Annotated in this window: 24 protein-coding genes, 5 tRNA genes and 1 pseudogene; 19 read left to right on the top strand and 11 right to left on the bottom strand. The window is 43.4% G+C overall.

Annotation, left to right across the window (positions count from 1 at the left end; genetic code table 11):
- Position 1 precedes the first annotated feature (1 nt).
- Positions 2 to 1,300: a serine--tRNA ligase gene (serS, locus tag FX988_RS04010; RefSeq protein WP_160178448.1), complete on the top strand. Its 1,299-nt coding sequence runs from the start codon at positions 2 to 4 to the stop codon at positions 1,298 to 1,300.
- Positions 1,301 to 1,391: 91 nt separating this feature from the next.
- On the opposite strand, the gene FX988_RS04005 is transcribed toward serS, so the two are convergent.
- From FX988_RS04005 to FX988_RS03985, 5 genes are all read right to left on the bottom strand, one after another.
- Positions 1,392 to 1,730 carry a TusE/DsrC/DsvC family sulfur relay protein gene (locus FX988_RS04005; protein WP_160178447.1) on the bottom strand — a complete coding sequence of 113 codons (339 nt, stop codon included), beginning with the start codon at positions 1,728 to 1,730 and terminating at the stop codon, positions 1,392 to 1,394.
- A gap of 87 nt (positions 1,731 to 1,817) precedes the next feature.
- Positions 1,818 to 2,132 carry a sulfurtransferase complex subunit TusB gene (tusB, locus tag FX988_RS04000; protein ID WP_160178446.1) on the bottom strand — a complete coding sequence of 105 codons (315 nt, stop codon included), beginning with the start codon at positions 2,130 to 2,132 and terminating at the stop codon, positions 1,818 to 1,820.
- Positions 2,133 to 2,495, bottom strand: a complete 363-nt coding sequence (tusC, locus tag FX988_RS03995) for a sulfurtransferase complex subunit TusC (RefSeq protein WP_160178445.1) — start codon at positions 2,493 to 2,495, stop codon at positions 2,133 to 2,135.
- Positions 2,492 to 2,881, bottom strand: coding sequence for a sulfurtransferase complex subunit TusD (gene tusD, locus FX988_RS03990; protein ID WP_160178444.1), 390 nt, complete (start codon positions 2,879 to 2,881; stop codon positions 2,492 to 2,494). The genes tusC and tusD overlap by 4 nt, the downstream gene beginning before the upstream one ends.
- 75 nt (positions 2,882 to 2,956) lie before the next feature.
- Positions 2,957 to 3,625: a Bax inhibitor-1/YccA family protein gene (locus FX988_RS03985; RefSeq protein ID WP_006991166.1), complete on the bottom strand. Its 669-nt coding sequence runs from the start codon at positions 3,623 to 3,625 to the stop codon at positions 2,957 to 2,959.
- 231 nt (positions 3,626 to 3,856) lie between these two features.
- Between FX988_RS03985 and FX988_RS03980 the strand changes: the two genes are divergently transcribed.
- The 9 genes from FX988_RS03980 to FX988_RS03940 all read left to right on the top strand — a co-directional run bounded on the left by FX988_RS03980 (position 3,857) and on the right by FX988_RS03940 (position 8,610).
- Positions 3,857 to 3,948 (top strand) — tRNA-Ser (locus tag FX988_RS03980).
- A 65-nt stretch (positions 3,949 to 4,013) separates the two neighbouring features.
- A tRNA-Ser gene (locus FX988_RS03975) sits at positions 4,014 to 4,105 on the top strand.
- Between the two features lie 462 nt (positions 4,106 to 4,567).
- A complete protein-coding gene (locus FX988_RS03970) occupies positions 4,568 to 4,801 on the top strand; it encodes a hypothetical protein (RefSeq protein WP_160178443.1) in 234 nt (77 codons plus the stop codon).
- Positions 4,802 to 4,940: 139 nt separating this feature from the next.
- Positions 4,941 to 5,585 carry a UvrY/SirA/GacA family response regulator transcription factor gene (gene uvrY, locus FX988_RS03965; protein ID WP_160178442.1) on the top strand — a complete coding sequence of 215 codons (645 nt, stop codon included), beginning with the start codon at positions 4,941 to 4,943 and terminating at the stop codon, positions 5,583 to 5,585.
- A 3-nt stretch (positions 5,586 to 5,588) separates the two neighbouring features.
- A complete protein-coding gene (gene uvrC / locus FX988_RS03960) occupies positions 5,589 to 7,415 on the top strand; it encodes an excinuclease ABC subunit UvrC (RefSeq protein WP_160178441.1) in 1,827 nt (608 codons plus the stop codon).
- Positions 7,416 to 7,483: 68 nt separating this feature from the next.
- Positions 7,484 to 8,056 carry a CDP-diacylglycerol--glycerol-3-phosphate 3-phosphatidyltransferase gene (pgsA, locus tag FX988_RS03955; RefSeq protein WP_160178440.1) on the top strand — a complete coding sequence of 191 codons (573 nt, stop codon included), beginning with the start codon at positions 7,484 to 7,486 and terminating at the stop codon, positions 8,054 to 8,056.
- A 192-nt stretch (positions 8,057 to 8,248) separates the two neighbouring features.
- Positions 8,249 to 8,323, top strand: a tRNA-Gly gene (locus FX988_RS03950).
- A gap of 75 nt (positions 8,324 to 8,398) precedes the next feature.
- A tRNA-Cys gene (locus FX988_RS03945) sits at positions 8,399 to 8,472 on the top strand.
- A gap of 51 nt (positions 8,473 to 8,523) precedes the next feature.
- Positions 8,524 to 8,610 (top strand) — tRNA-Leu (locus FX988_RS03940).
- A gap of 573 nt (positions 8,611 to 9,183) precedes the next feature.
- Here the strand turns inward: FX988_RS03940 and FX988_RS03935 are convergent.
- Positions 9,184 to 9,431, bottom strand: a pseudogene (locus tag FX988_RS03935) (transposase); the annotation flags it as partial.
- A 285-nt stretch (positions 9,432 to 9,716) separates the two neighbouring features.
- Here FX988_RS03935 and FX988_RS03930 point away from each other — a divergent pair.
- On the top strand, positions 9,717 to 10,181 hold the full coding sequence (locus tag FX988_RS03930) for a hypothetical protein (RefSeq protein ID WP_160182091.1): 465 nt from the start codon (positions 9,717 to 9,719) through the stop codon (positions 10,179 to 10,181).
- Positions 10,182 to 10,623: 442 nt separating this feature from the next.
- A complete protein-coding gene (locus tag FX988_RS03925) occupies positions 10,624 to 12,327 on the top strand; it encodes a protein adenylyltransferase SelO (protein ID WP_160178439.1) in 1,704 nt (567 codons plus the stop codon).
- A gap of 199 nt (positions 12,328 to 12,526) precedes the next feature.
- Here FX988_RS03925 and FX988_RS03920 read toward each other — a convergent pair whose 3' ends face one another.
- Positions 12,527 to 12,937 carry a hypothetical protein gene (locus FX988_RS03920; RefSeq protein WP_160178438.1) on the bottom strand — a complete coding sequence of 137 codons (411 nt, stop codon included), beginning with the start codon at positions 12,935 to 12,937 and terminating at the stop codon, positions 12,527 to 12,529.
- 140 nt (positions 12,938 to 13,077) lie between these two features.
- On the bottom strand, positions 13,078 to 13,569 hold the full coding sequence (locus FX988_RS03915; protein WP_160178437.1) for a DUF2938 domain-containing protein: 492 nt from the start codon (positions 13,567 to 13,569) through the stop codon (positions 13,078 to 13,080).
- Between the two features lie 78 nt (positions 13,570 to 13,647).
- Between FX988_RS03915 and FX988_RS03910 the strand changes: the two genes are divergently transcribed.
- Both FX988_RS03910 and FX988_RS03905 read left to right on the top strand, forming a co-directional pair.
- A complete protein-coding gene (locus tag FX988_RS03910) occupies positions 13,648 to 14,076 on the top strand; it encodes a helix-turn-helix domain-containing protein (protein ID WP_160178436.1) in 429 nt (142 codons plus the stop codon).
- Positions 14,077 to 14,384: 308 nt separating this feature from the next.
- A complete protein-coding gene (locus FX988_RS03905; protein WP_160182090.1) occupies positions 14,385 to 15,056 on the top strand; it encodes a nitroreductase in 672 nt (223 codons plus the stop codon).
- A gap of 61 nt (positions 15,057 to 15,117) precedes the next feature.
- Here the strand turns inward: FX988_RS03905 and FX988_RS03900 are convergent, their stop codons facing one another.
- From FX988_RS03900 to FX988_RS03890, 3 genes are all read right to left on the bottom strand, one after another.
- Positions 15,118 to 15,825 carry an SOS response-associated peptidase family protein gene (locus FX988_RS03900; protein ID WP_160178435.1) on the bottom strand — a complete coding sequence of 236 codons (708 nt, stop codon included), beginning with the start codon at positions 15,823 to 15,825 and terminating at the stop codon, positions 15,118 to 15,120.
- Between the two features lie 101 nt (positions 15,826 to 15,926).
- The gene (locus tag FX988_RS21815; RefSeq protein ID WP_302849968.1) at positions 15,927 to 16,133 is read right to left on the bottom strand and encodes a hypothetical protein; all 207 of its coding nucleotides are present in this window, start codon (positions 16,131 to 16,133) and stop codon (positions 15,927 to 15,929) included.
- A 236-nt stretch (positions 16,134 to 16,369) separates the two neighbouring features.
- On the bottom strand, positions 16,370 to 16,696 hold the full coding sequence (locus FX988_RS03890) for a GAF domain-containing protein (protein WP_254700714.1): 327 nt from the start codon (positions 16,694 to 16,696) through the stop codon (positions 16,370 to 16,372).
- A gap of 387 nt (positions 16,697 to 17,083) precedes the next feature.
- On the opposite strand from FX988_RS03890, the gene FX988_RS03885 reads away from it, so the two are divergent.
- The 5 genes from FX988_RS03885 to FX988_RS03865 all read left to right on the top strand — a co-directional run bounded on the left by FX988_RS03885 (position 17,084) and on the right by FX988_RS03865 (position 23,782).
- A complete protein-coding gene (locus FX988_RS03885) occupies positions 17,084 to 18,910 on the top strand; it encodes an alpha-amylase family protein (RefSeq protein ID WP_254700713.1) in 1,827 nt (608 codons plus the stop codon).
- Between the two features lie 44 nt (positions 18,911 to 18,954).
- On the top strand, positions 18,955 to 19,821 hold the full coding sequence (locus FX988_RS03880) for an alpha/beta hydrolase (RefSeq protein WP_160178434.1): 867 nt from the start codon (positions 18,955 to 18,957) through the stop codon (positions 19,819 to 19,821).
- 60 nt (positions 19,822 to 19,881) lie between these two features.
- Positions 19,882 to 22,344 (top strand): TIM-barrel domain-containing protein, encoded by a 2,463-nt coding sequence (locus FX988_RS03875; protein WP_160178433.1) that lies wholly within the window; start codon positions 19,882 to 19,884, stop codon positions 22,342 to 22,344.
- 201 nt (positions 22,345 to 22,545) lie between these two features.
- Positions 22,546 to 23,325, top strand: a complete 780-nt coding sequence (locus tag FX988_RS03870; protein WP_160178432.1) for a substrate-binding periplasmic protein — start codon at positions 22,546 to 22,548, stop codon at positions 23,323 to 23,325.
- A gap of 151 nt (positions 23,326 to 23,476) precedes the next feature.
- A complete protein-coding gene (locus FX988_RS03865; RefSeq protein ID WP_160178431.1) occupies positions 23,477 to 23,782 on the top strand; it encodes an excalibur calcium-binding domain-containing protein in 306 nt (101 codons plus the stop codon).
- Positions 23,783 to 23,858 lie beyond the last annotated feature (76 nt).

Genomic DNA, 23,858 nt, shown 5'->3' with positions numbered 1-23,858 from the left:
GATGTTAGATGCTAAGTATTTACGTAACGATATAAACATTGCGGCGCAAAAACTCAACAAGCGTGGCTATGCGCTTGATGTCGCACAGTTCACTGCTCTAGAAGAAAAGCGCAAAGCATTACAAATGCGCACTCAAGAATTGCAAAACGAACGTAATGTGCGCTCTAAGTCTATCGGTAAAGCGAAAGCGTCAGGTCAAGATATCGCCCCTTTACTGGCAGAAGTCGGTCAACTAGGTGATGAGCTAGATGCCGCCAAAGCACAACTCACGGTATTGCTAGATGAGATACAAGCATTAGTACTTAACATTCCTAACTTACCTGACGACTCCGTTCCTGAGGGGAAAGACGAAGAGGAAAACGTTGAAGTGTCGCGCTGGGGGACACCTCGAGAATTTGATTTTGAAGTCAAAGATCATGTTGACCTCGGAGCTGGGGTAGCCAACGGTTTAGATTTTGAAACGGCCACTAAATTAACCGGCTCTCGTTTTGTAGTGATGCGTGGCCAAATAGCGCGCTTAAACCGCGCGATTGCCCAGTTTATGCTTGATTTACATACCGAACAGCATGGCTATCAAGAAATGTATGTGCCGTACTTGGTGAATGAAGAAAGCATGTTAGGGACGGGACAGTTTCCTAAATTCGTTGGGGATGCATTCCATACCAAACCGGCGACAGAAGAAGGCCAGGGTTTGTCTTTAATTCCAACCTCTGAGGTACCATTAACTAATATTGCCCGGGACTGCATTTTCGCCGCAAATGAATTGCCCATTAAAATGACGGCGCACACTCCATGTTTTAGAAGTGAAGCAGGTTCGTACGGCCGAGATACGCGTGGATTAATTCGTCAACATCAGTTTGATAAAGTTGAAATGGTGCAATTGGTTGAAGCCGATAAGTCATTTGAGGCATTAGAGGAATTAACCGGGCACGCTGAAAAAGTATTGCAGTTGCTTGAGTTACCTTACCGTAAGATGTTGCTTTGTACTGGCGATATGGGCTTTGGGGCATGTAAAACATTTGATTTAGAAGTGTGGTTGCCAGCACAAAATACTTATCGTGAGATATCTTCATGTTCTAACATGTTTGATTTCCAAGCGCGTCGTATGCAAGCGCGTTATCGCGACCCGAAGACCAACAAAACAGAATTGTTACATACACTGAATGGTTCAGGGTTGGCTGTTGGACGCACGCTTGTGGCGATTCTAGAGAACTATCAACAAGCTGACGGCAGCATTACTATTCCGACAGCGCTTCAGCCTTATATGAATGGTGTCACTGTGATTGGTGAAGTTAAATAGAGTTATACCGCTACGGTTTTATTGATACTAAAAAGCGCGGTCGCTTCATTTACAAAGTGAAGTGGTCGCGCTTTTTTTATTTAATATTAAACTACAAGCATTTCGCTGGTTTGGGTAAGCCGGCAATTTTGGTAGCTTGTTTAGCCGGACCTTTTTTAAATAATTTGAACAAATAACGACTGTTTGCTTTTTCGGGGCCAAATTTAGCTTGCATGGCTTTGACCAACGCCCGCATGGCTGGGCTGGTGTTGTATTCTAAATAAAAGTCACGTACGAAGTTAACCACTTCCCAATGTGCATCGGTTAGGTCTATATTTTCATCTTGGGCTAAAATCGGCGCTAACTCGGGTTGCCAATCAGCCACATTTAGTAAATAGCCGAGTTTGTCAACGGGGACCTTTTGACCTTGATATTCTATAAAACCGCTCACGCTTATTTTAACCTCTTCATTTTTCAAGTTTGTTCGAGATATTGCTCATATTGTTCGTAATATGATGGTTGCCGCTGACATTGGTCGTTACCAGCTAATGGTCTTTTCGTAGTCAAGGGTTAGCGTGACAAAACCTTCCATGCTTATTTGCTTTATTTTACCTGACTCTGCCGTTGCTGATTGTCCCTGATTCGCTCTGGCAATCAAGTCATCCGCTAATATGAAGCAAGCTATGCCTAATGTTTGCTGCAATGTAACGAGCTGATTGACGACACCAGGGTGATTAAGTGCGTAAACAGCATCCTGTATCAGTATGATCCCGTCGTTTACACTACAACGGGCAAACACACTGTTAAATGTAGCCGTGCTAAAAGGGCTGGTACTAACAATATGCAGTATCATTTAAAACCTCATCAAATGGTCAAGCCGTGCAAGCTGTTGATTAAGTTCTTCGCGGGGCAGAGCAGAAACTTGTATGCATAAATCAGAAACCGCTAACGCTCTTTCAGTGAGACTTTGCTGACACACAAAAATATCGTCGATATCGTAAAAAGTGAGGGCAGGAAAGGTCTTGCTGTAGTGTTTACCTTGCTCAGGAATGGGCTGTTGAGATTTGAGTAACTGAAATACGCCATCATCTATAAAAAATAGCGTCACTTCTTGGCCGAAATTTGCCGAGGCCAACGCTAAGTCCAAGCTTTCTTGCCCGTTAGACACACCATACGGGGCGGTACTATTAATCACACCTAAGGTTTTTGTTATCAAAACTGTATCACCCTATCACTGACTTGGCTCAGCTGAACTAAATCACCCAAACCGACTTCGATAAAAGGCTCGGTTAGGTTGAACCCCTGTCGGTCGTTATCTTTGGCATCTTGCGCGTTGATGACCCCTCGACGGTTAGCTGCTGTGACGCATACATTTAACGGTATACCATGCTGTGCACTTAACTCGACCCATGCTTGGTGTACATTAAATTCATCACTGTGACCCGCCTGATAGCTATTAGCATTTTGTACACCGGCTTGATAAAAGAAAACGCCCTTTATTTCATGCCCTAAAGCCAGTGCACTGAGCGCAAAGCGATAAGCAGTAAACGCATGTTGTTGCTCAAACGGAGCGTGAGTAACCAGTAAACCGAAGGTTGCCATAATTGAAAATCACCTGAGTTTAGTACAAATAAAAACACCCCGACGAGGCGGGGTGTTTTTGCAACACATTAACGATTAATCATCGCCACCGAAAGCACCAAGTAGGTGAAGGATAGACGTGAACAAGTTATAAATATTCAAGTACATTGATACTGTCGCGCGAATATAGTTGGTTTCTCCACCGTTGATAATACGGCTAGTATCAAACAAGATGAAGCCAGACATAATAAACACGATAGCAGCACTGACAGCCAAGCTAAGGGCTGGAATTTGGAAAAACAGGTTAGCTAAAGACGCAACAACCGCCACGATTAAGCCAACGATTAAGAAACCACCCATGAAAGAGAAGTCTTTCTTCGTTGTTAAAACATAGCCAGATAAACCAAAGAACACTAATGCGGTCGCGCCAAAGGCCTGCATGATCATTTCAGGACCATTTTGGAAACCAGCATAGTAATTTAAGGTATAGCCCAAAGAACCACCTAATAAACCGGTAAAGGCAAATACGAATAAAATGCCCATTGAACTTTGTGACGCTTTATTTAAAAAGAAAATCATAACCAATGCGGCAAGGTTCATACCTAACGCAGCACCTGGGCCGATATTCATTGCAGCAGCTATACCAGCACACACTGCGCTAAATGTCAGAGTCATTGCCAATAGTAGGTACGTATTGCGCAAGACCTTGTTTGTTTGCAGGGCAGAACCCTGAGCAGTATTGCTATACGTAGTACGATGTTCCATTTGTTACCTCCAATAGGTAAAGTGATGTAGTGAAAACAGATAATATATCTATGATGCCTTTGTATGGGGTTTTGTTCAATTATTCAAGTGTTAGCGTCGACTATTATACGAAATATTAGTAACTTGATGTAAAAATGCCCAGTGTGATTAAATTGTGCTCGGTCAGAATGTTTTGACCAATAAAGGCTTTACAAGCACGGAAAACGCCATTAATATTCGGGCCCTCAATTCGGAGAGGTGGCAGAGCTCGGTTTAATGCACCTGACTTGAAATCAGACGTAGGGTCACACCTACCGGGGGTTCGAATCCCTCCCTCTCCGCCATATTGTGTTAGTAAATAGATTTAAATCAATTTGTTAGATAAGAATCTATTTATACAAAAAGAATTGGATAGCTGGCAGAGCTCGGTTTAATGCACCTGACTTGAAATCAGACGTAGGGTCAAACCTACCGGGGGTTCGAATCCCTCGCTATCCGCCATAAAAACAAAAAAAGCCTCAACGTTGTTCGTTGGGGCTTTTTTGTTTTTGCTGTGTCGGTAGTGAGGGTGAGGTCCCCCGCGGTTCGAACGAATGTCAGGAACATTCATTACCGCCGAAGGCGCACGTAGTGTCAGGCACAGGGAAGTGCCTGAGTACATCCCTCGCGTTGTTTTCCGTATTTTTAGATAGATCCAAATCCACAACCTATCCGTTGGGGCTTTTTTGTTTTAGTCGTGTCGGTAGTGAGGGTGAGAACCCCCGTGGCTATATTCCCCAATCTAGCTATTGTTGCTGTTCGTTCACCGGCATTTATAACAGCGTTTCACTTTCAGCATTATGTAAATATCATAATTTTTTGTGTAAATTATTAAATTAGTACGATTGACAAAAGTTAACCGTGACTTTGTGGGGTTATTTACTTTATCCTCTTGGCTATCGGTAATATCGGTTCAGTTAAAATATGAAACACAAAAGTGAAGTGGGTAGTTTGTCGAAGCGCCTTGCTGACATAGCAGATGTACCGAGTAAGTGTCGTTGTGGTGGTAAACCCATCGCCCCAGTACGGGTTCCTGATTGTGAAAATAGATGGACAATTTGTTGCTCAATCAACACGTGCTTAGCAAGAAACACGGGGCAAGGCTTGAAAGATACCATCATAGGTTGGAATCGGCTTAGTACTCATTTTTACCGATAAGTACAAAAAGTGTGCAGCTTTAGTGAATAAACCTCTGTTTTGATTAAATATAAGGTAATTGAGAGCTGAAATCATTTCACTTTTATGTGATATTAACTCCCATGCATGAGAAAAATTACTCTCCTTTAGGAGCACTTGTTTGATAAAAATATTGTTGGTTGATGACCATGAGTTGGTCAGAACCGGAATAAGACGTATTTTGGAAGATGTACAAGGTTTTGTCGTAGTTGGAGAAGCTACAACGGGTGAAGAAGCAGTGAAATTTTGCCGCAAAAACGCACCCGATTTGGTACTAATGGATATGAGTATGCCTGGCATTGGTGGTTTGGAAGCGACCAAGCAGATCTTGCGTTTTAGTGAAAACACACGTGTCATTGTGTTATCGGTTCACAAAGAGAATCCTATCCCAGCGAAAGTAATGCGTATGGGCGCGTTTGGTTACTTAACCAAAGATTCTGATCCTAATGAGATGGAGTTAGCAATCCGTAAAGTGGCCGCAGGTCAAAAGTACGTTTCGCCTGATATTGCGCAGCAAATTGCTATCGGTGCGTTAGACTTTACTGATGGCAACCCCTTTGAATGCTTATCTGAGCGAGAGCTCGAGATTACGTTAATGTTAACTAAGGGCTCGAAAGTCCCTGACATCGCTAAATTTTTGAACATCAGTGCGAAAACGGTTAATACCCATAGGTATAGAATGTTTGAAAAGCTCAATGTGAGTACAGATGTTGAACTCACTCATCTGGCCCTTCGGCATAAGTTGATAAGCTCAGATAATTTGTAATTCATGAGCGATATTAACGAATTTGATCCTAAGGCGTTTCTTAAGGACCTCACTCACCAACCCGGCGTTTATCGCATGTATAATCACAAGCAGGATGTGATTTACGTAGGCAAAGCCAAAAATCTTAAAAACCGCGTATCTAGTTACTTTCGTAGCCAAGTTGACAGCATTAAAACTCAGTCATTGGTTAAGCAAATTGCCCACATGGATGTCACCGTGGTTCACAGCGAAGCGGAAGCTTTTATTCTTGAAAATAATTTCATCAAGAAATACAAGCCACGTTACAACGTTTTACTACGGGACGATAAATCTTATCCCTTTATCTTTTTGTCTGCTCATGAACACCCTCGATTAGCCAACCACCGTGGGCCCAAAAAGCTCAAAGGCGAATATTTTGGGCCATATCCAAGTGCCTGGGCGGTGCGCGAAAGTTTGCGTACTATGCAGCGGATATTTCCTATTCGTCAATGTGAAGATAGCTACTACCGCGCTCGGTCGCGGCCTTGCTTGCAGTATCAACTGCAACGTTGTGCAGGCCCATGCGTAGAAGGGTTAGTGACGGATGAAGAATACCAAGCGCAAGTTGACTTAGCACGGATGTTTTTAAAAGGGAAAAACAAGCAAGTGATAGATTCGCTTGTTAAGCGCATGGAAAGTGCGAGTGAAAACCTGCGCTTTGAGGCCGCTGCGCGCTATCGTGATCAAATAAGTGCTCTTAATAAAGTGCAAGAACAGCAGTGGGTCAGTGGAAACCAAGAAGAAATGGATGTGTTTGGTTTTGCCTATCGAAATGGTATCGCCAGTATTCAAGGCTTATTTATTCGCGATAACAAACTATTAGGCAGTAAAAGCTTTTATCCTAAAGTGCCAGCTGATGCGACAGATGAAGAAGTATTTCAGTCATTCATTCTGCAATTCTATTTAGCTGGCAACAAAGTCATCCCTAAACAAATAGTGACCCCAATAGAGTTGAGTGAGCAAGGTGCAATAGAAGAACTACTGACCAAAGAAGCTGGCCGTCGTATTCAGTTCTATCGAGGAGTCAGAGATGAAAAGCGTCGATATTTAGATTTGGCCAATACCAATGCGGAAAACGCATTAATTGCTAAGCAAGGTCAGCAGAAGTCAGTATTTGCGCGGTATACCGAATTAGAAAAAATTCTTGAATTTGAGCAACCCATTCAGCGCATGGAATGTTTTGATATCAGTCATACATCCGGTCAGTTAACTGTGGCCTCTTGTGTGGTATTTAACCGCGAGGGGCCTTTTAAAGCGGATTATCGACGTTTTAATATTGAAGGCATAACCCCAGGGGACGATTATGCTGCTATGGCACAAGCCCTTGCTAGGCGTTATCGCGACGTAAAGGATGACAGTAAAATTCCAGACATCTTATTTATAGATGGGGGCAAGGGCCAGTTAACTCAGGCAGAAGAATACTTTGAAAATTGGAAGCATGAAAAAAAACCGTTACTGATTGGGGTAGCAAAAGGCAGTAGCCGTAAGGCAGGTTTGGAAACGCTTATTTTGGCAGGCAACCATGCTACTATCCCATTATCTGGTGACTCTATCGCGCTGCATCTTATTCAGCATATTCGAGACGAGTCGCACCGGTTTGCAATTACCGGGCACAGGGCGCGGCGTCAAAAGGACAAAAAGACTTCTAAACTGGAGTCTATTCCAGGTGTGGGTGCAAAGCGCCGTCAAAGCTTATTGAAATACATGGGGGGCTTGCAGGGTATATTGCAAGCAAGTCGCAGTGAAATCGCCAATGTGCCAGGGATCAGCGCAGAACTAGCGGATACGATTTATGACCATATCCATAATTAACAATAGTACGTGGTTAACACGTAACGAGTAGGGCAGCCTACCAACTAATAACGAGGACTCACCGCTCCATGTGGACTATCCCAAATATCATCACAGTGATCCGAGTGTTACTGATACCGATTTTCGTCGCTGTGTATTTTCTTGATTGGCAGTGGGCTCACCAAGCTGCTGCATTTGTGTTTTGGTTTGCGGCCATTACAGATTGGTTCGATGGCTATTTAGCCAGAAAGTTACAACAGTCGACAGCTTTTGGTGCCTTTTTAGATCCCGTTGCTGACAAACTTATTGTGGCCACGGCATTAATATTAATTACTCACACTTATGCCTCTATCTGGATAACGGTTCCGGCAATTCTGCTCTTGGCGCGTGAAATATATATTTCTGCGCTACGAGAATGGATGGGCCAAAAAGGACTACAAGATACCGTAAAAGTGTCGTTTATGGGCAAAGCAAAAACCATGGCCCAGATGCTCGCCTTAATTGGTTTGCTCTCGGAATTAGAATATTTTATGGGAATTCCAATTTATTGGGTTACCTTGGGATACATATTATTGTACTTTGCAGCAATATTATCGTTCTGGTCGATGATTTCTTACACGCTTGCGGCATGGCCATCACTGTCAAAATCGGAGTCAAAATAAGGTTATTAGGGCTAAATTGTTTGAAAAAAAAGCGCTTTAGTCAAAAATCCAGCAGTCAGTCACAAATTGTTATTTTTGTTGTTGACAGTCTTGATAGTGAATGTAAAATGCAGCCCAGATTTAGAGAGCAGCACACAACTCGCTAAGTAAACAAGTTACCGTTACTTACTCAGTTAGCTTTTTAAAACAGGTGCGGGAATAGCTCAGTGGTAGAGCACAACCTTGCCAAGGTTGGGGTCGCGAGTTCGAATCTCGTTTCCCGCTCCAAATTAATGCAGTAACTAGTAAAGATGGTTTTACTAGTGGTAGCCAGATACGAATTTCGTTTCTCGCTCCAAGTAAGGCGGAATGGCAGAATGGCTATGCAGCGGATTGCAAATCCGTGGATCTCGGTTCGACTCCGGGTTCCGCCTCCATTAACGCTTTAGCAATACCAGCTTGTTATTAATAGCAAGTATCCCCCCGATGCCCGGGTGGTGAAATTGGTAGACACAAGGGATTTAAAATCCCTCGATCGTAAGATCGTGCCGGTTCAAGTCCGGCCCCGGGCACCATTCTAGATTATTGTTTTTATTATCTTTCCGATATAACTATTTATTCTCAATTCTTGCTTTAAATCTATTTCGGAATATTTTCAGAATATCGTTTCAGAATATTATTGCTTATTTCTTGCTTTCAACGGTAGGAATGACCTGAACTTTCCTTTCGTATATTGAGATTTGTGTTTCGCTTTTGTGAACACTTGCGCGTTGCTTTTCTGCCGTGGTGCCTGCGTAATCTGATATGCCTTTCGCTTTTAAATCATGGAATGTGAAATCTAAAGGTAGTTCTGTTGCTTCGCGAGCTTTAATGATTGCTTTGCGCCATCTTTGGTCGAAGCTGGCCAGCGCGAACCGTGATCAAGCTTACGAAGACAAGCTTACGAAGACCCCCATTTTTAAAGTGCTATAAAGGTTTCCGTGCTCAAGGGGATAATCACTTTCAAAAGCGTCAAAATGCTTTGGGATCTAAGTGATTAAGGGTTTTTACTGGAATATTGAGCGCTGAGGAAGAAAAAGGCGCGCAAGGTCTGTTTTTAGACAAGCGTCTACCTTCAGCTTATGTAAAGGTTTTCTTGTTTGTGGGGCTTAAGTACGTTTTAACAATGCGTTTGCGTTGCTCATTCCTCGTAGTCGTTGATGATGAGTATGCGCTTAAAGGCATTCATCATTTGCTCCGCACCAGCAGCGTAGCAGAAGTGTTTTTCAAACTCGGTAGTTAAGGTTAACCACTGAGCAGAGTCTAATCCCAATCGTTGTAAGGTAAGGCTTTGAGTGTTATCGATATGACCTGCCTTATCATCACGAATACAGCGGCTAATAATGTCTACCAACTCAAAAGAAAGCCTATACTGAGTGTTGATAGATAAAAGCTATCTCTAATCTCTGTTGATATCCTTTGAAAAATAGTTAATCTGCAAATGTTATGTTATCACGTAATAATGTGTCGCAATGAAAATGAATAAGCGCTTCGCTAAGTAACAATAGGTGTGATACACATGCTAGGTTATTGAACGGTAGAGTGAATGTGTTTGTATGGCTAGAAATTGGAGTTGCTTGAAGGTTTAACCTGAGTATTAAGCCCCTTAAAGACAACGCCCTAATAGGAGAGAATGAATATTATGTTTACTAAAGAAATGGTACATACCGCGCTGCAAACGTGGTGCGACAACGTTGTAAAAGTTGGAAAAGTGCATTCTGAGGGAGGCGATGTTCAAGCGTTCTCTCTTCAGGTGTTATCTGAAAGTTACGATTACGACAATGGACATGTGTTGTTTAAGCCAACACTTACATTTGGTCAACAAACGTTTCGTCCGACGAAAGAAGGTGCACTTTCCTATTTTGTTGGTGGAAACAGTGAATACCCCGATGACAAAGGATTCAAGCTTAAACCTTGGGTTAAAGTTTGGTTTAGTAAAGAGGATTTTATCCTGCACAATGATTTAGCTATTGTGCAATGTAACGTGCATTTTATTGGTGAAGACGACAGTCATATTTTTGTGAACAAGAGCTTTGTATTTAAAATATGTGACGATGGCAAGGTACGCATTATTTTGCACCAATCCTCATTGCCGTATCAGCCTTAATAACGGCTAAACGTTTTAATTCTTAACGACAGGAGCTGTTGATTTTTCAACGGCTCTTTTTTACGTATCTCGTTATAAAAGCTGTATAGTTTTGGTAAGAAATTTGGATATGTGTGGGCGTATTAGAAAGGCCTCACGATATTATGCTTAGCTCGGCTCAGCCAAAACGCAAAGCCAGCACTAAGGCTAGTCTAAAGGCGAAGCGTACTCCTTGTGAGTCATTCGTACCGCGCTCGCCTCAACGCAACCAGATTTGAAAGTAACTGAGTAGAATTATTAGTAGTCTTGCAAATACTCAGCAAAAATCTGAACTCCCTTCGCTAATCGTTGCCAAGATGATAGTGACGAATAGATAAAAAACAGTGATTACGGTACAGCTCACAAGGGAGTTGAAATATACTGGTCTCAATCAAATCGAAATGAAAAAGAGCGTTTGAATCCCATGGCTAACCAACCTATTACTGATGTGCCAAAAAGCGTACACACACTTGAAGATTTGGCGTCTTTAAGTGATTACTCCTTATTTGATACGCTTAACTGTGATCCCGATGCCACTGAAACGGGAGACGACTACGCACCAAGACAAGTTTTTTCTGGGCACTATGTGCCGGTTAAACCCACGCCTATCGCTAACCCAATATACATTGCCCATAGCACAACATTTTTTGCTGAATTAGGCTTTGATGACAACCTAGTGCACACAGAAGATTTTGCTAGATTATTCGCTGGCGATATATCCAATGTACCATCGCCTATGCACCGAGTTGGGTGGGCCACAGGTTATGCGCTGTCTATTTACGGCACTGAATACATTCAGCAATGTCCTTTTGGAACTGGCAACGGTTACGGTGATGGCCGAGCGGTTTCTGTACTTGAAGCCGTGATTGATAATAAGCGCTGGGAGATGCAGTTAAAAGGTGGCGGGCCGACACCTTATTGCCGTGGCGGAGATGGCAGAGCCGTGTTGCGCTCAAGTGTAAGGGAGTTTTTAGTCCAAGAGCACATGCATGGTTTGGGTGTGCCAACGTCGCGATCGTTATGCTTGTTTGTCTCGCAATCAGAACACGTACGACGCCCTTGGTATTCTGAAGGCTCCTATGCCACAAATCCAGATATGAACGTGTCAAACCCTGTGGCGATTTCAACGCGCGTCGCCCCTTCTTTTTTAAGAGTGGGGCAACTTGAACTTTTTGCTCGTCGCGCTCGCGTTAATCAGCATCCTGACGCGCTCAAAGAGCTAGAGATGATAGTGTTGCATGTAATTGCGCGGGAATATCAAAACGAAATTGATCACAAGCTTGGCATGGCACAGCAAGTCGTACAATTAGCACTGGCATTTCGTGACCGATTAACCACCTTGATTAGCCACTGGATGCGCGTAGGTTATTGCCAAGGAAACTTTAATAGTGATAACTGTGCTTGTGGTGGTTATACACTCGATTACGGCCCGTTTGGTTTTGTTGAGCGTTTTGACCCTTACTACCAACCATGGACAGGTGGGGGGCAACATTTCTCGTTCTTTAATCAGGGGGCGGCAGCGAAGACGAATTTCGACATGTTTTGTAAAGCTTTGCAGCCTCTACTCTCCTCAACACCCGAAGCGCTTGAGGAATTGAACCAGATAAACCTTGGGTTCGCTTCAGTCATGCAGAATAAAATGGATAAAATGTGGGCATCGAAACTTGGCCTGGCGTCTTTTGATGCCGAGCTGTTTAATCACCTGATGACGCTCATGGTACAAACATCGGTCGACTACACCATTTTCTTTCGCGAGCTGTCCAAAATCCCAGAGGATATTTCCGGCTTGAGCAAAAGCTTCTACAACGCACCATCAGATGCGTTGTTTGAACAATGGGCGCTTTGGCTGCAAAAATGGCGAAATGCGCTCAATACGGGCCAAGGCGCTCAAAAGGCTACGCAGATGATGGAGCGCGTAAATCCTAAGTATACTTGGCGAGAATGGCTAGTCGTGCCGGCTTATCAGCAAGCGAGCGAAGGAGATTTCGAACTGGTTCATGAGTTGCAACAGGTTTTAACACAGCCCTTTAATGAACAGTCGAATGAGATTGAAAGTCGGTATTACAGCTTGAAGCCACAAGTTTATTTTGATGCCGGTGGGGTGTCGCACTACAGTTGTTCTTCTTAAACTAAAATAAATTTGCTGGCTTCTTTGTCAAACAAACGCAGCGCGGCACTAGCGGTATCGCGCTGTGTTTTTCACTGACTAAATAGGAATTCAGCATTCATCGTGATCTTTTTTCGGTGTAGAGTTTGGCCCTAAATATAGGGTACGACTGGTATTATCTTCACCCTGCATATACCCGCATCAAATCACAGAAAACACCCTAGTTTTCTTTCGCTACGCTTTTGCCAGAAAATAACAACAAGTAGGTCAGGCCAATAATACCGAACAATGCACAGCCCGATAATAAGAAGGGATCAATCACGATGTTTTCTTTAAATTCGAATGTTCCTGCTGATATTTTCTTCCACCCCATAAAGTGTTGGTTTGCGGCAACGGTTGCGCCAAAAAAGCCGATCACTAAGCCAAGGTACTTAGTTATCCAATGGGTAGCAGCAGGAGATATAAGAGTAAGTCCCAAAATACCAATCACTGTGCGTTGTGCTCTGCAATACGGGCATATGTAAACGATACCACCAAGATCCGTTGACCATGCCACTAATGAGATAACAATAGCGACTAACCCCACGATCTTCGTGTGTGCCAAATAGGTGTTTAACTGTAAAAGATTCATGTGTTTCCTTATTCAAAATGGTTTCGCGGCCAGTGTCTTTTTGAGGCCCCTCGCAGGCTCGAATACTCTGGCGTTTGGCAAAACGCCATCAGTGAATAATGTACCTATTAATGTGTAAAACTACTTATGCTATTTATCAATTACAGAGCATAAGCCAGATTTAACACCCAGCCTGATAAATACAACCCAAGACCAAACACTGAATGATTGATAATACTATGCACCCTGACTAAATTAGGCTTCGGTGTGCGAGACGCAGCAATACCTGCACCCATGCCCGGCTGCAATATCAAAAAGGGTGCTAATACGGTAGCAATGCCAACCATGAGCGCAGGCCAAACGGTTGGACTGTGTACCCAAGGGCTACCGTAAATAATAACCAATATAGCTGCGTAGCTTATGCCTATAACGTAATGGGCCACCCATCCAATAGCGAGCTCAAAGCGCATTGCGCCTGATGAAGCGATAGCGTCATGAATAAACGTTCCTTTAGGTATGTAGGCTATCCACCGTCCCACCATTGCCCAGTTCGTGGGGGGAATACCAAACAACTGCATCCTCAATATTGCCCAGACGTCCATCACTACTGTGGCACCAATCCCGATGAGCAGGGTAAAAAATAATGTGTCCATAGACTTCTCCGTTGCTGGTTATAGCTTCAAACTGATGCTAGTCTACAACTTAAAGTCAACTTTAGGTCAAGGGTTATTATGGATATTTCTAACGTCGCTAAGCGTTCTGGAGTGCCTGCTTCAACATTGCGTTATTACGAACAAAAAGGGTTGATCCGCTCAGTAGGAAGAAAAGGGATACGCCGACTGTTTGATAACCATATTTTTGAGCGGTTAGCCTTGATTGCATTGGGTCGCGTTGCTGGCTTTTCGTTAGAGGAAATTTCTGACATTTTAGGGACAGAAGAAAACCCGGATATCGATCGTGCCATGTTATTAGAAAAAGCAACTGAACTGGACAAAACCATTCAAAAATTAACTGCTATGCGTGATGGTCTGCAACATGCCGCCGCTTGTTCAGCCCCCAGCCATTTACAGTGCCCAAGATTCCGACGTTTAATGGGCTTAGCGGCCTCTGGGGCAATTAAAGGGCAGCCTTTAGCAATGACAAAGCAGATGAAACAATAAGTGTGTAATGCAGTATCTAGAGGGGGCTTACAGGTGAGGTGAGAGCTACCCAGTTCGCCCCGATGAATGAACATAAAAGACGCTTAATTTGATCCGCGTTTATCTATTACTCATCCTAATTTTTTAAACTACCTGCGCTACTAAAAAGCCAAATCGTCAGTGGGTGTCGCTTAAGGCTAATCGACTTGGTGCATAGTTATCTATAAAAACAAACAATCGGTTAACACAGGTGTATTCGTTGCATCCTTAATCGGCTGTGTTTACTCTATTTTTAAGCATTTAATTAGCTAAATATGGATAAACTAATAATGAATTTCGCTGAATTTGCGGCATCACGCAAAAGTATACGAGGCTTTACCGGTCAGCCAGTGTCAAAAGAAATGGTTGATAAAATCATTCAGGCAGCAAAATGGGCACCTTCATCTTACAATACGCAAACGTGGAAAATTCATGCTGTGGCAGGTGAGGTGCTGGATAAGATTCGCCAAGGAAATACTGACAATACCCTAGCAGGTAAGCCTCATGTACGAGACTTTCCTTACAAAGAAGATTATGTGGGCACCCACAAGCAGCGCCAAGTCGATGTGGCAATACAGCTATTTGAGGCCATGGGTATCGGCCGTGAGGACAAAGCGAAGCGAATGGATTGGATGATGCGCGGCTTTCGACAGTTCGATGCACCTGTATCTTTAGTACTCACCTATGATAAATCCCTTGAGCCGGCGGGTGTCACGCAATTCGGCCTAGGAGCTTTGGCTTATGGTATTGTACTTGCCGCGTGGGATTTAGGCTTAGGATGTGTAATTAATGGTCAGGGAATTATGCAATCAGACGTGGTGCATAAATACGCTAACATACCCGATGATGAAGCCATTATGATATGTATCGCGCTAGGTTATCCAGACAATGATTTTCCAGCTAACCATGTGCGTTCCACTCGGGAAAACAACGAATCATTTGTTACCTACCATGGTTTTTAATCAGGTTGATATTGAAATACTCGTTAGCTAACTAGGCTGAACGTTGGGCGGCGATATCACGTTAAACGCTATCGTGCAGAATCAAGTACGGGTCTGCAATAGGCTGGTATTGACTTGGTTTGTTAATTTGCGTTGCAATCAAATCTTGCCTAAGTGCTGGTTGCATAAGCTGAGTAAATTCATCGATTTGTTGATAACTGGAGTCAAGCCATGTGTCTAACATTGTATCGTGGGGCAGCATAAGTGGACTCGATTTGCTGTGGATATGTGCCAATTTCGGGTGCGGGGGAAGGGTGATGATAGAACAGCCTAACGTGATTTCACCGCTTTGTTTATCAATGTATTCTTTGTATAAACCAGCAAATGGGATTGCTCCCTGGGCGGCAATGAGATCGTGATAGTGTTTTGGGCTTTTCGTACTCCCCTGATGCAAGTATTCAGTTTCTCCAAACCCTCTGGCAGGAATGATACAACGTGCCGTTCTAAACGGTGTATAGCCTGCAGAGCGTGGCTCATTTAGTTTATCGTAACGGGTATTGAAACTCGTGTATTTGGAGGGCTTATAACCGGTTTCGCTAGATTGCAGGAGTAGCCACCATGTTGCTTTTTGCAGCACGCGCTGACCCTTTACCTCTCGAATAATTTGAATGGGGCTGGCAGCACGTACAAAACGGTTTGGTATGATTGGCTGGATACGTAAATCAATTCCTAAGGAAATACATAGGCCTTGTACAAATTCATCATCAGTAACATTGAGTCGCCCACACATGCTGTACCTATCATTTGCTCGAGCCTAGTGCCTAAGATACAAGAAGAAGGGGCAGAGAGACAATAAGACCAGCATTCAGAAGTTGTAATATCTGATTTAACTCAACGACTGACTGTATACCCCTCAATCAATACTTTTTCAGCGGCAGCAGCAAAGCCTTGTAACTTGGTGATATCTTCTTTACTGAAGACGCGAGGCGAGTCAAACAGTAAACAAAAGGTGCCTATTTCGTAACCTTCCCCAGTATGCAAAATGCTGCCGGCATAAGCACGAATAAATGGCGGGCCAGTGACTAATACCAATTCCATTAAATAATTGGCCTCTCAGAATTCATCCAGCGGGTTTTGAACAAGGCGTCGGTGTGTAGTAATGGTTGTTCCCTTTCAAATACCGAGAACGCAGTGCAAAACCCGCTGGGGAATTCCCTTCGGGCGAATTTTAAAAGGACTTACTCTGTGTTGCTCAAACTCGAAAGAGCACCACTATTACTTCGTTTAAGCGCCTTGATTAAGTCCTTTTAAATTTTCGCTGAGTGGTTAATTATTTAATGGAATTGGTATAACGGGTTGTTACTGAATCTAAGGTCTGCCTCGGCATCTGGTATGATCAAGTACTCTTCTTCAGTTATAGCATATGTACAAAAGGAGATTTTGCGCGGTGTTTCTGATACATCCATGCCTTGTTTGGATTTAAACCACTGACGGTCTTCTGTTATTAAACTGATCAAACAAGATTTACTGTTAAAATAATTACGCGCTTCTAGGGTAATGGCATCAAGCGTTTTATCTTGCTCCGTATCGACAATATTCATATTTTTTAACGCGCGTAGGCGTTCCAACTCATGTGCTAAGGTTGGGTAATCGGGCATCATGTACTCATTTGTTAAGGCGCTGGTAGTGCGTTATCAGCGTCAATGTATAGGGGGGCGAAATAGTGCGTGGCATAATATCACAAGACGATTATTAAATCTTAGTGTATCAAGTGACCCTGTATTGATTACTCGAGCGAATTTTGCAGTTAAAAGCACAGGACTCTTGATGAATACGTATGTAGGTAGCTAGTGCCAAGTGGGCTCGACGGGTATTATTTGTAACTGTTTTGTTAATGATGCTTTACTGGAACAATGACTATGCAAACTTCGCAACATTCAGTGCTTACACGTTCTACTCATTCTGCTTTTGTACTTTCTTTTGTTATTCTCACTAGCTGTTTATTCGCCTGCTCGTATGAACCGAGTCCACAGAAAAGTAAGGTTAAAATGGGAGAGCAATTAACAATAAATGATCACGTCAAGGCAAAACGAGACAAGCCTGTAGTATACCAAGTATTTACTCGGTTATTTGGTAACACCAACACCACTAATAAACCGTGGGGCACCCTTGAAGAGAATGGCGTGGGGAAGTTTAGTGATTTCACCAAGTCGGCTTTAGGTGAAATTAAAGATTTAGGGGTAAGTCACGTATGGTACACAGGCGTTCCTCATCACGATGTGATTACTGATTACACCGAGTATGGCATTTCAAATGACGACCCTGATGTGGTGAAAGGCCGCGCTGGCTCTCCCTACGCGGTTAAAGATTATTATACCGTTAACCCTGATTTAGCGGACGACCCCGCCCATCGTTTGGCTGAATTTGAGGCGTTAATACAAAGAACCCATGACAGCGGCTTAGGCGTTATTATTGATATTGTGCCCAATCATGTGGCGCGTAATTATCATTCGCTGGCAAAGCCAGAGGGAGTGAGTGACTTTGGTGAAAACGACGACCTAGGCGTTGAATATGCACGAAACAACAATTTTTATTATGTGATTGGGCAAGATTTTAAGGTACCAAAAGCGAAAGATGGCTATCGCCCGTTAGGAGGGGAGGAGCACCCGTTAGCGGATGGTCACTTCGTTGAGTCACCGGCGAAATGGACGGGTAATGGTTCGCGTAAAGCTCAACCTGATGCGAATGACTGGTACGAAACCGTTAAGGTCAATTATGGGGTTAAGCCTGACGGAAGTTATGACTTTGCTACGTTGCCGCCTGAGTATGCGAATAAGTCGATTCCTGAACATGCTGAATTTTGGGCGCAAAAGAGTGTTCCTGATTCTTGGGTGAAGTTTCGCGATATTACTCAATATTGGTTGGAAAAAGGGGTGGATGGCTTTCGCTATGATATGGCGGAGATGGTCCCAGTAGAGTTTTGGAGCTACTTAAATTCGCACATTAAACAAATAAATCCCGATGCGTTTTTACTCGCAGAAGTGTATGACCCAACAAAATATCGCGATTATATTCACCTAGGAAAGATGGACTATTTGTACGACAAAGTCGGTTTTTATGACAGCCTAAAAGGGGTCATGCAAGGCAGAGAACCGGCATCTGTCATTACAAAAGCACATCATCAAGTGACCGATATAGCACAACATATGCTGCATTTTTTAGAAAACCATGATGAGCAACGTATTGCTAGTCCTGAATTTGCCGGGAATAGTGAAAAAGGCAAACCAGCGCTGGTGGTGTCAGCGCTGATAAGTCGTTCACCGACCTTGCTCTATTTTGGCCAAGAAGTCGGCGAAGACGGCAGCGAAAACATGGGCTTTGGGGCTGCGTCTCGTACCACTATCTTCGATTACGCTGGGGTGCCAGCACATCAAAGGTGGATGAACCATGGGCAATTCGATGGCGCTTTGTTAACGCCTGATGAAAGAGCATTGCGGGCCTATTACCGCCGTGTATTGCACATATCTGCTGGTCAAAGTGCCGTAAATGGTCAATATGCAGATTTACATCAAGCCAACCTTGAGCAAAATAAAAAAGAGCGCTCAGAATATGACGAAACGCTTTATTCGTTTAGCCGCTTTAATGGCAAGCAAAAAATGGTGATTGTCAGTAACTTCAGTAATAACAGTAAGCATTTCACTTTAGTTGTGCCTGAATACCTGATCACGCAGTGGTCATTACCCGACGGCCAATACGCCATGCAAGATTTGCTCAGCGGTCAAAAACTAAATATTGTAGTGGAAAATCAAGAAGGTCATGTATCAATGATGTTAGGATCATTGCAATCTTTGGTGTTAAGCCTCGTGGAGTCATAAACGCAGGCAACATCTTGTACAACATATCAGAATAGGCAGGGTAAATGCGTCATTGGGAACAGGTTTTAAATCGATTGTTGGTGCCGGTATTTGGCATGGGGTTGGTGTTGTTTGGTTTGGTGGGATGCGACCAGGTGACTCAGCGTACACCAACTGCCACCGACAATGTGTCAGTGTTACCTTACCCTTTTTTAATACCCGAATTAGAGCGCCAACGAACGGTTCGGCTGTACCTGCCACCAAATTACGAAAATGAGAGTCAATCTTACCCTGTTATTTACATGCACGACGGACAAAACCTGTTCGACGAGGCATCTGCTCATGCTCATGAGTGGAACGTGGACGAAAGCCTCAATGCGCTAGCTAAAGCAACCGGCAGAAAGTTCATCGTTGTTGCTATTGATAACGGCGGCGAGTTTCGTATGAATGAGCTTAGCCCTTGGCCCAATAAACGTTTTGGTGAAGCACAAGGTAAAGCTTACATGGCGCTCATCGTAGACGTGGTAAAACCGTATATCGATACAAATTATCGCACCAAGGCAGATGCAAATAACACGGCAATAATGGGTAGCTCAATGGGGGGACTAATCTCTCACTATGCTATTCATAATTATCCTGAAGTGTTTGGGAAAGCCGGCATTTTTTCACCGTCTTACTGGTACTCACAGGATGTTTTTAGCGACACTCAATTACATCGCAGCAAAGATTCTGCTCGCCTGTACGTGTTATACGGTAGTGAAGAAGGTGATGGTATGATTGCCGATACAGATAAAATGCAGCGTTTGTTTAAAGGGCAAGGTCACCCCAGAGAGAATATGGAGTTTGTGGTTGTGCCTAAAGGTCAGCACAATGAACAATTGTGGGGCAGCAAATTTACCGATGCGATCAAATGGTTATTCAAAATTTACTAGGGCTTTAATGGTTTCTAGTTTTAGTATATCGCTAGAAAATACTTTTAAATACAGTTGCTTATGATTAAAAAACAGATTTTAAACGGACGAAAAATGATAAAACGTGTAGTCGGCATTAGTCTTTTATTATGGGTATTCAGTGCCACTGGCAGCGAATACCTGTCTCACGAATTAAATGGTCAAGTCTTGCAAATTAACACCGACGAAGGGCTCGTTGAGATTACAGCGTTAGCTAATGACTCATTTGAGGTGTTTTATCAACCAAGTGGCATTGAGCAGCTTCCCTCATTTGCCATCGACGGGGTGGCTAAAAAAACCGAGTTAGGTATTTCGGAAAAGCCAGCTTCATTAACGTTGAGCGCGCCTGGTATTCGGGCTGAAATCGATAAATCACCTTTGCGTATTCGCTATTTTCGAGGCGACAACCTGCTGTTGGCTGAGCAGCAAGGTTTGTTTGTAGAAGAAGACAAACGCGGCTTTAGTTTTGCATTACAGGAAAATGAAAAGTTATTAGGCGGTGGCGAGCGTATCCTAGGAATGGATCGCAGAGGCCACCGTTTTCCTTTGTATAACAAAGCACATTACGGCTACACCACAGAGTCAAATCAAATGTACTTTGGCCTGCCAGCGGTCATGTCGAGTAACAAATATGTTTTGATATTTGATAACTCAGCGCGAGGGGAAATGGATTTAGGGGCCACAAATACGGATGAAATGCGTTTTGAAGCCGTTGGTGGGCGCACAAGTTATATTGTTGTGGCAGGCGACTCTTACCCCAGTTTAATTGAACACTATGTCACTGTAACCGGTAAACAACCCTTACCACCGCGATGGGCGTTAGGCAGTTTTGCCTCTCGTTTTGGCTATCGTAGTGAACAAGAAGTAAGAGATACGGTGAAGCTGTATCAGGAATCAGGTTTTCCTTTAGATGCAATCGTATTGGATTTGTATTGGTTTGGGGCCGATATTAAGGGCCATATGGGGAATTTAAGCTGGGATGAAAAGACCTTTCCCACGCCAGTTAACATGATCAGTGATTTACGCAAAGAAGGGGTAAAAACCATATTGATCACAGAGCCCTTTGTATTGTCGTCATCAAAAAAATGGCAGGATGCTGTAAGCAGCAATGCATTGGTTAAAAACCCTGAGGGTAAGCCTTACCAGTTTGACTTTTATTTTGGCAATACAGGGCTTATTGATGTATTCGATAACGATGCCCGTGACTGGTTTAATCAAACCTATTCTGCCTTGTTTAATCAAGGTGTAGCGGGGTGGTGGGGCGATTTAGGTGAACCAGAAGTACACCCTAGTGATGCTGTGCATAGTTTAAACGGTATGACAGCAACAGGCGATGAAGTACATAACGCCTACGGCCATAAGTGGGCAGAACAAGTTTTTCAGCACCAGCAGCACTTAGCGCCAAATAAGCGCCCCTTTATTATGATGCGTTCTGGCTTTGTGGGCTCCCAGCGTTATGGCATGATCCCGTGGACAGGTGATGTAAGCCGTTCATGGGACGGCTTAAAACCTCAGGTGGAGCTATCGTTGCAAATGGGCTTGTTCGGCCTTGGCTATACCCATTCTGATTTAGGTGGTTTTGCGGGTGGGGAGGTGTTTGATCCGCAAATGTATATTCGCTGGCTTCAGTATGGCATCTTTCAACCTGTATTCAGGCCCCACGCCCAAGATAATATTGCCCCTGAACCCGTGTTTCACAAAGGCAAAACCAAAGATATTTTGCGTACTTATGTTGAGCTGCGTTATGCCATGTTGCCGTACAATTATTCTTTGGCCTTTGAAAATAGCCTGACTGGCATGCCGCTGATGCGCCCAATGTTTTTCGAAGACGAGACGGATCTCAGCTTAATTGACGAAAAAGACCAGTATCTGTGGGGAGATGCGTTATTAGTCAAACCGATTACCCAAGCCAATCAAAAAGAAGTTAGCGTAAAACTACCGAAAGGAGCTTGGTTTAATTTCTGGAGTGACGAGCGTTATGAAGGCGGCAAAACAATAACGGTGCCCACCGATATTAAGTTACTTCCCGTGTTTGCACGAGGGGGGGCGATTATCCCCATGACGATCCCCGTGCTTAGCACAGACAATTACTCCACTAAATCATTAGATCTTCATTACTATGCAGATAAGAGCGCTGAGCATTCAACCGCGACTATGTACAATGACGATGGTAAAAACCCGCATTCCATACGCGACGGTGCGTTTGAAACCCTAACATTTAACGCTGAACGCAAAACTGATGAAAGCCAAGGAGATTCACTGACACTGACCTTGCAAAGAAACGGAAGTTATAAGGGGATGCCCAGTAGCAGAATGATCTCACTTTGGGTGCACAACTGGCCGCAAGATATCACCAAAGTGATGGTAGGTGAAAAGCAACTGCCTAATATTGCTGATAAAACTGAGTTCTTAAATGCTAATCAGGGAACCCGATGGGACAGTGATAACAAAACCTTAGAAATTAAATTCAGTTGGAAAGATACCACGTCAGTCACGGTGTTTTAGTAGAAGATATATGGTTTACACGTAATGCCCTCTTTGTGCGCTATTGACTGTTGATGCGGGTAATTGCGATATAAATCAAATTGTTGTCCAATAAGTGCTGCATGTTTGCATTGGTACTTTTCATTAAATTGCGGTATTTTTAATCAAACTCTTGTTCCTGGCGGTCACACCCGAGTGCGACCATCTAGTGTGGGCTGATTATTGAAATATCGCGTTGTACTCTGGTTACTTACAAGCTTAGGCGCCACTCAGGCGTTTAGCGCAGAAGACAGGCCGATTTTGACAGCCTGCGGACATCATGATTATGCCCCTTGGAATTGGCTCCAAGGCGACGCAATTGTAGGCGTATGCGCAGAAGCTGCCCAACAACTTTTCGGTACGTTAGGCTTTGATGTGGATTTGACGTACGTGGGCCCGTGGAAGCGTTGCCAACAGATGGTAAGTTCAGGAGAAGTTGACTTAAATATCTGTTCGTTTAAAAACCCTGAACGAGAAACTTACTCCCACTTTTCAAACACACCAATGGCAAGTAATGAAAATGCCCTTTTCGTTAACAAATCGGGTGGCTTTCAATACAAAGCGCCCGCCTCACTTGATGGCAAACTCATTGGGTTAGTTCGCGGAGTCAGCCTTGGTGGCTTTTTTGATCATTATTTGCTTGAAAATAGCCACGTGATAAGAGGCGAAAATTATTATCGCCTGTTTTCTATGCTGTTTTTAGGGCGAATTGATGGGGTGATTATTGGTCGCCAATCAGGGCAACATTTATTAAGCCTGTACAATTTGGACGAGCATATTGTTGATAGTCCTATACCGCTAGTAGAAGGGGACCTGTACTTTTCTATTTCAAAAAAATCACCGCATTATCAGACCTTAAGCGCAATTGAAGATTTGCTCAAAACAGCTGATTATCAACTTTGGCTACAGCGCGCTTTAAAGCGTAACTCGCAAATGCACAAAACGTTCATCGAAGAAAACTAACTCATTGATTTTCCTATTAGTTTAAACAATTAGGTTAGCTGGTAAAATTGACTCTTTTATTCCTAAGTACGTATTTCTATACATAAACTCGCTGGAAACACTGCATCATATTGTTATATCGTGTAAAAATTAACAGTAAACAGAGTATGGTATGGGGAAGTTGATCATTATTGCAGCAATACTCTTTGCTGCCTTTAAATACATGGGTGAGTTAGGCGCTCGTTCAAACATGACGGATGAAAAAGCTGGATTAACACTGCGAGTAGAACAGCCTAAGAAATTAATTTCTTCGAAAAAACCAGCGCCTATGGTGATGAACTTTCGCTGTGATGGTCGGCAATACTGTTCGCAGATGACATCTCGGGCTGAAGCTGAATATTTTCTGGCTCATTGCCCCGACACGCGAATGGACGGAGATGATGATGGTATTCCGTGTGAAAATGATAGTCGATTTTAGCCTGTATCTTTGTTTCACTTCCAAATAAACGACAGTTTTCAAATTATTTAACCTGTTTTTATTCAAAATTTAGTGC

It is taken from the genome of Paraglaciecola mesophila (assembly GCF_009906955.1).
GTDB classification, from domain to species: domain Bacteria; phylum Pseudomonadota; class Gammaproteobacteria; order Enterobacterales; family Alteromonadaceae; genus Paraglaciecola; species Paraglaciecola mesophila_A.
This window is presented reverse-complemented; position numbering and strand designations above follow the sequence as displayed.

Coding starts and splice junctions, on each gene's coding strand:
- serS (WP_160178448.1), top strand. CDS start 2: ATGTTAGATGCTAAGTATTTACGTAACGATATAAACATTGCGGCGCAA.
- tusB (WP_160178446.1), bottom strand. CDS start 2,132: ATGATACTGCATATTGTTAGTACCAGCCCTTTTAGCACGGCTACATTT.
- tusD (WP_160178444.1), bottom strand. CDS start 2,881: ATGGCAACCTTCGGTTTACTGGTTACTCACGCTCCGTTTGAGCAACAA.
- FX988_RS03985 (WP_006991166.1), bottom strand. CDS start 3,625: ATGGAACATCGTACTACGTATAGCAATACTGCTCAGGGTTCTGCCCTG.
- FX988_RS03970 (WP_160178443.1), top strand. CDS start 4,568: ATGAAACACAAAAGTGAAGTGGGTAGTTTGTCGAAGCGCCTTGCTGAC.
- uvrC (WP_160178441.1), top strand. CDS start 5,589: ATGAGCGATATTAACGAATTTGATCCTAAGGCGTTTCTTAAGGACCTC.
- pgsA (WP_160178440.1), top strand. CDS start 7,484: ATGTGGACTATCCCAAATATCATCACAGTGATCCGAGTGTTACTGATA.
- FX988_RS03930 (WP_160182091.1), top strand. CDS start 9,717: ATGTTTACTAAAGAAATGGTACATACCGCGCTGCAAACGTGGTGCGAC.
- FX988_RS03925 (WP_160178439.1), top strand. CDS start 10,624: ATGGCTAACCAACCTATTACTGATGTGCCAAAAAGCGTACACACACTT.
- FX988_RS03920 (WP_160178438.1), bottom strand. CDS start 12,937: ATGAATCTTTTACAGTTAAACACCTATTTGGCACACACGAAGATCGTG.
- FX988_RS03915 (WP_160178437.1), bottom strand. CDS start 13,569: ATGGACACATTATTTTTTACCCTGCTCATCGGGATTGGTGCCACAGTA.
- FX988_RS03910 (WP_160178436.1), top strand. CDS start 13,648: ATGGATATTTCTAACGTCGCTAAGCGTTCTGGAGTGCCTGCTTCAACA.
- FX988_RS03905 (WP_160182090.1), top strand. CDS start 14,385: ATGAATTTCGCTGAATTTGCGGCATCACGCAAAAGTATACGAGGCTTT.
- FX988_RS03900 (WP_160178435.1), bottom strand. CDS start 15,825: ATGTGTGGGCGACTCAATGTTACTGATGATGAATTTGTACAAGGCCTA.
- FX988_RS21815 (WP_302849968.1), bottom strand. CDS start 16,133: ATGGAATTGGTATTAGTCACTGGCCCGCCATTTATTCGTGCTTATGCC.
- FX988_RS03890 (WP_254700714.1), bottom strand. CDS start 16,696: ATGATGCCCGATTACCCAACCTTAGCACATGAGTTGGAACGCCTACGC.
- FX988_RS03885 (WP_254700713.1), top strand. CDS start 17,084: ATGGGAGAGCAATTAACAATAAATGATCACGTCAAGGCAAAACGAGAC.
- FX988_RS03880 (WP_160178434.1), top strand. CDS start 18,955: ATGCGTCATTGGGAACAGGTTTTAAATCGATTGTTGGTGCCGGTATTT.
- FX988_RS03875 (WP_160178433.1), top strand. CDS start 19,882: ATGATTAAAAAACAGATTTTAAACGGACGAAAAATGATAAAACGTGTA.
- FX988_RS03865 (WP_160178431.1), top strand. CDS start 23,477: ATGGGGAAGTTGATCATTATTGCAGCAATACTCTTTGCTGCCTTTAAA.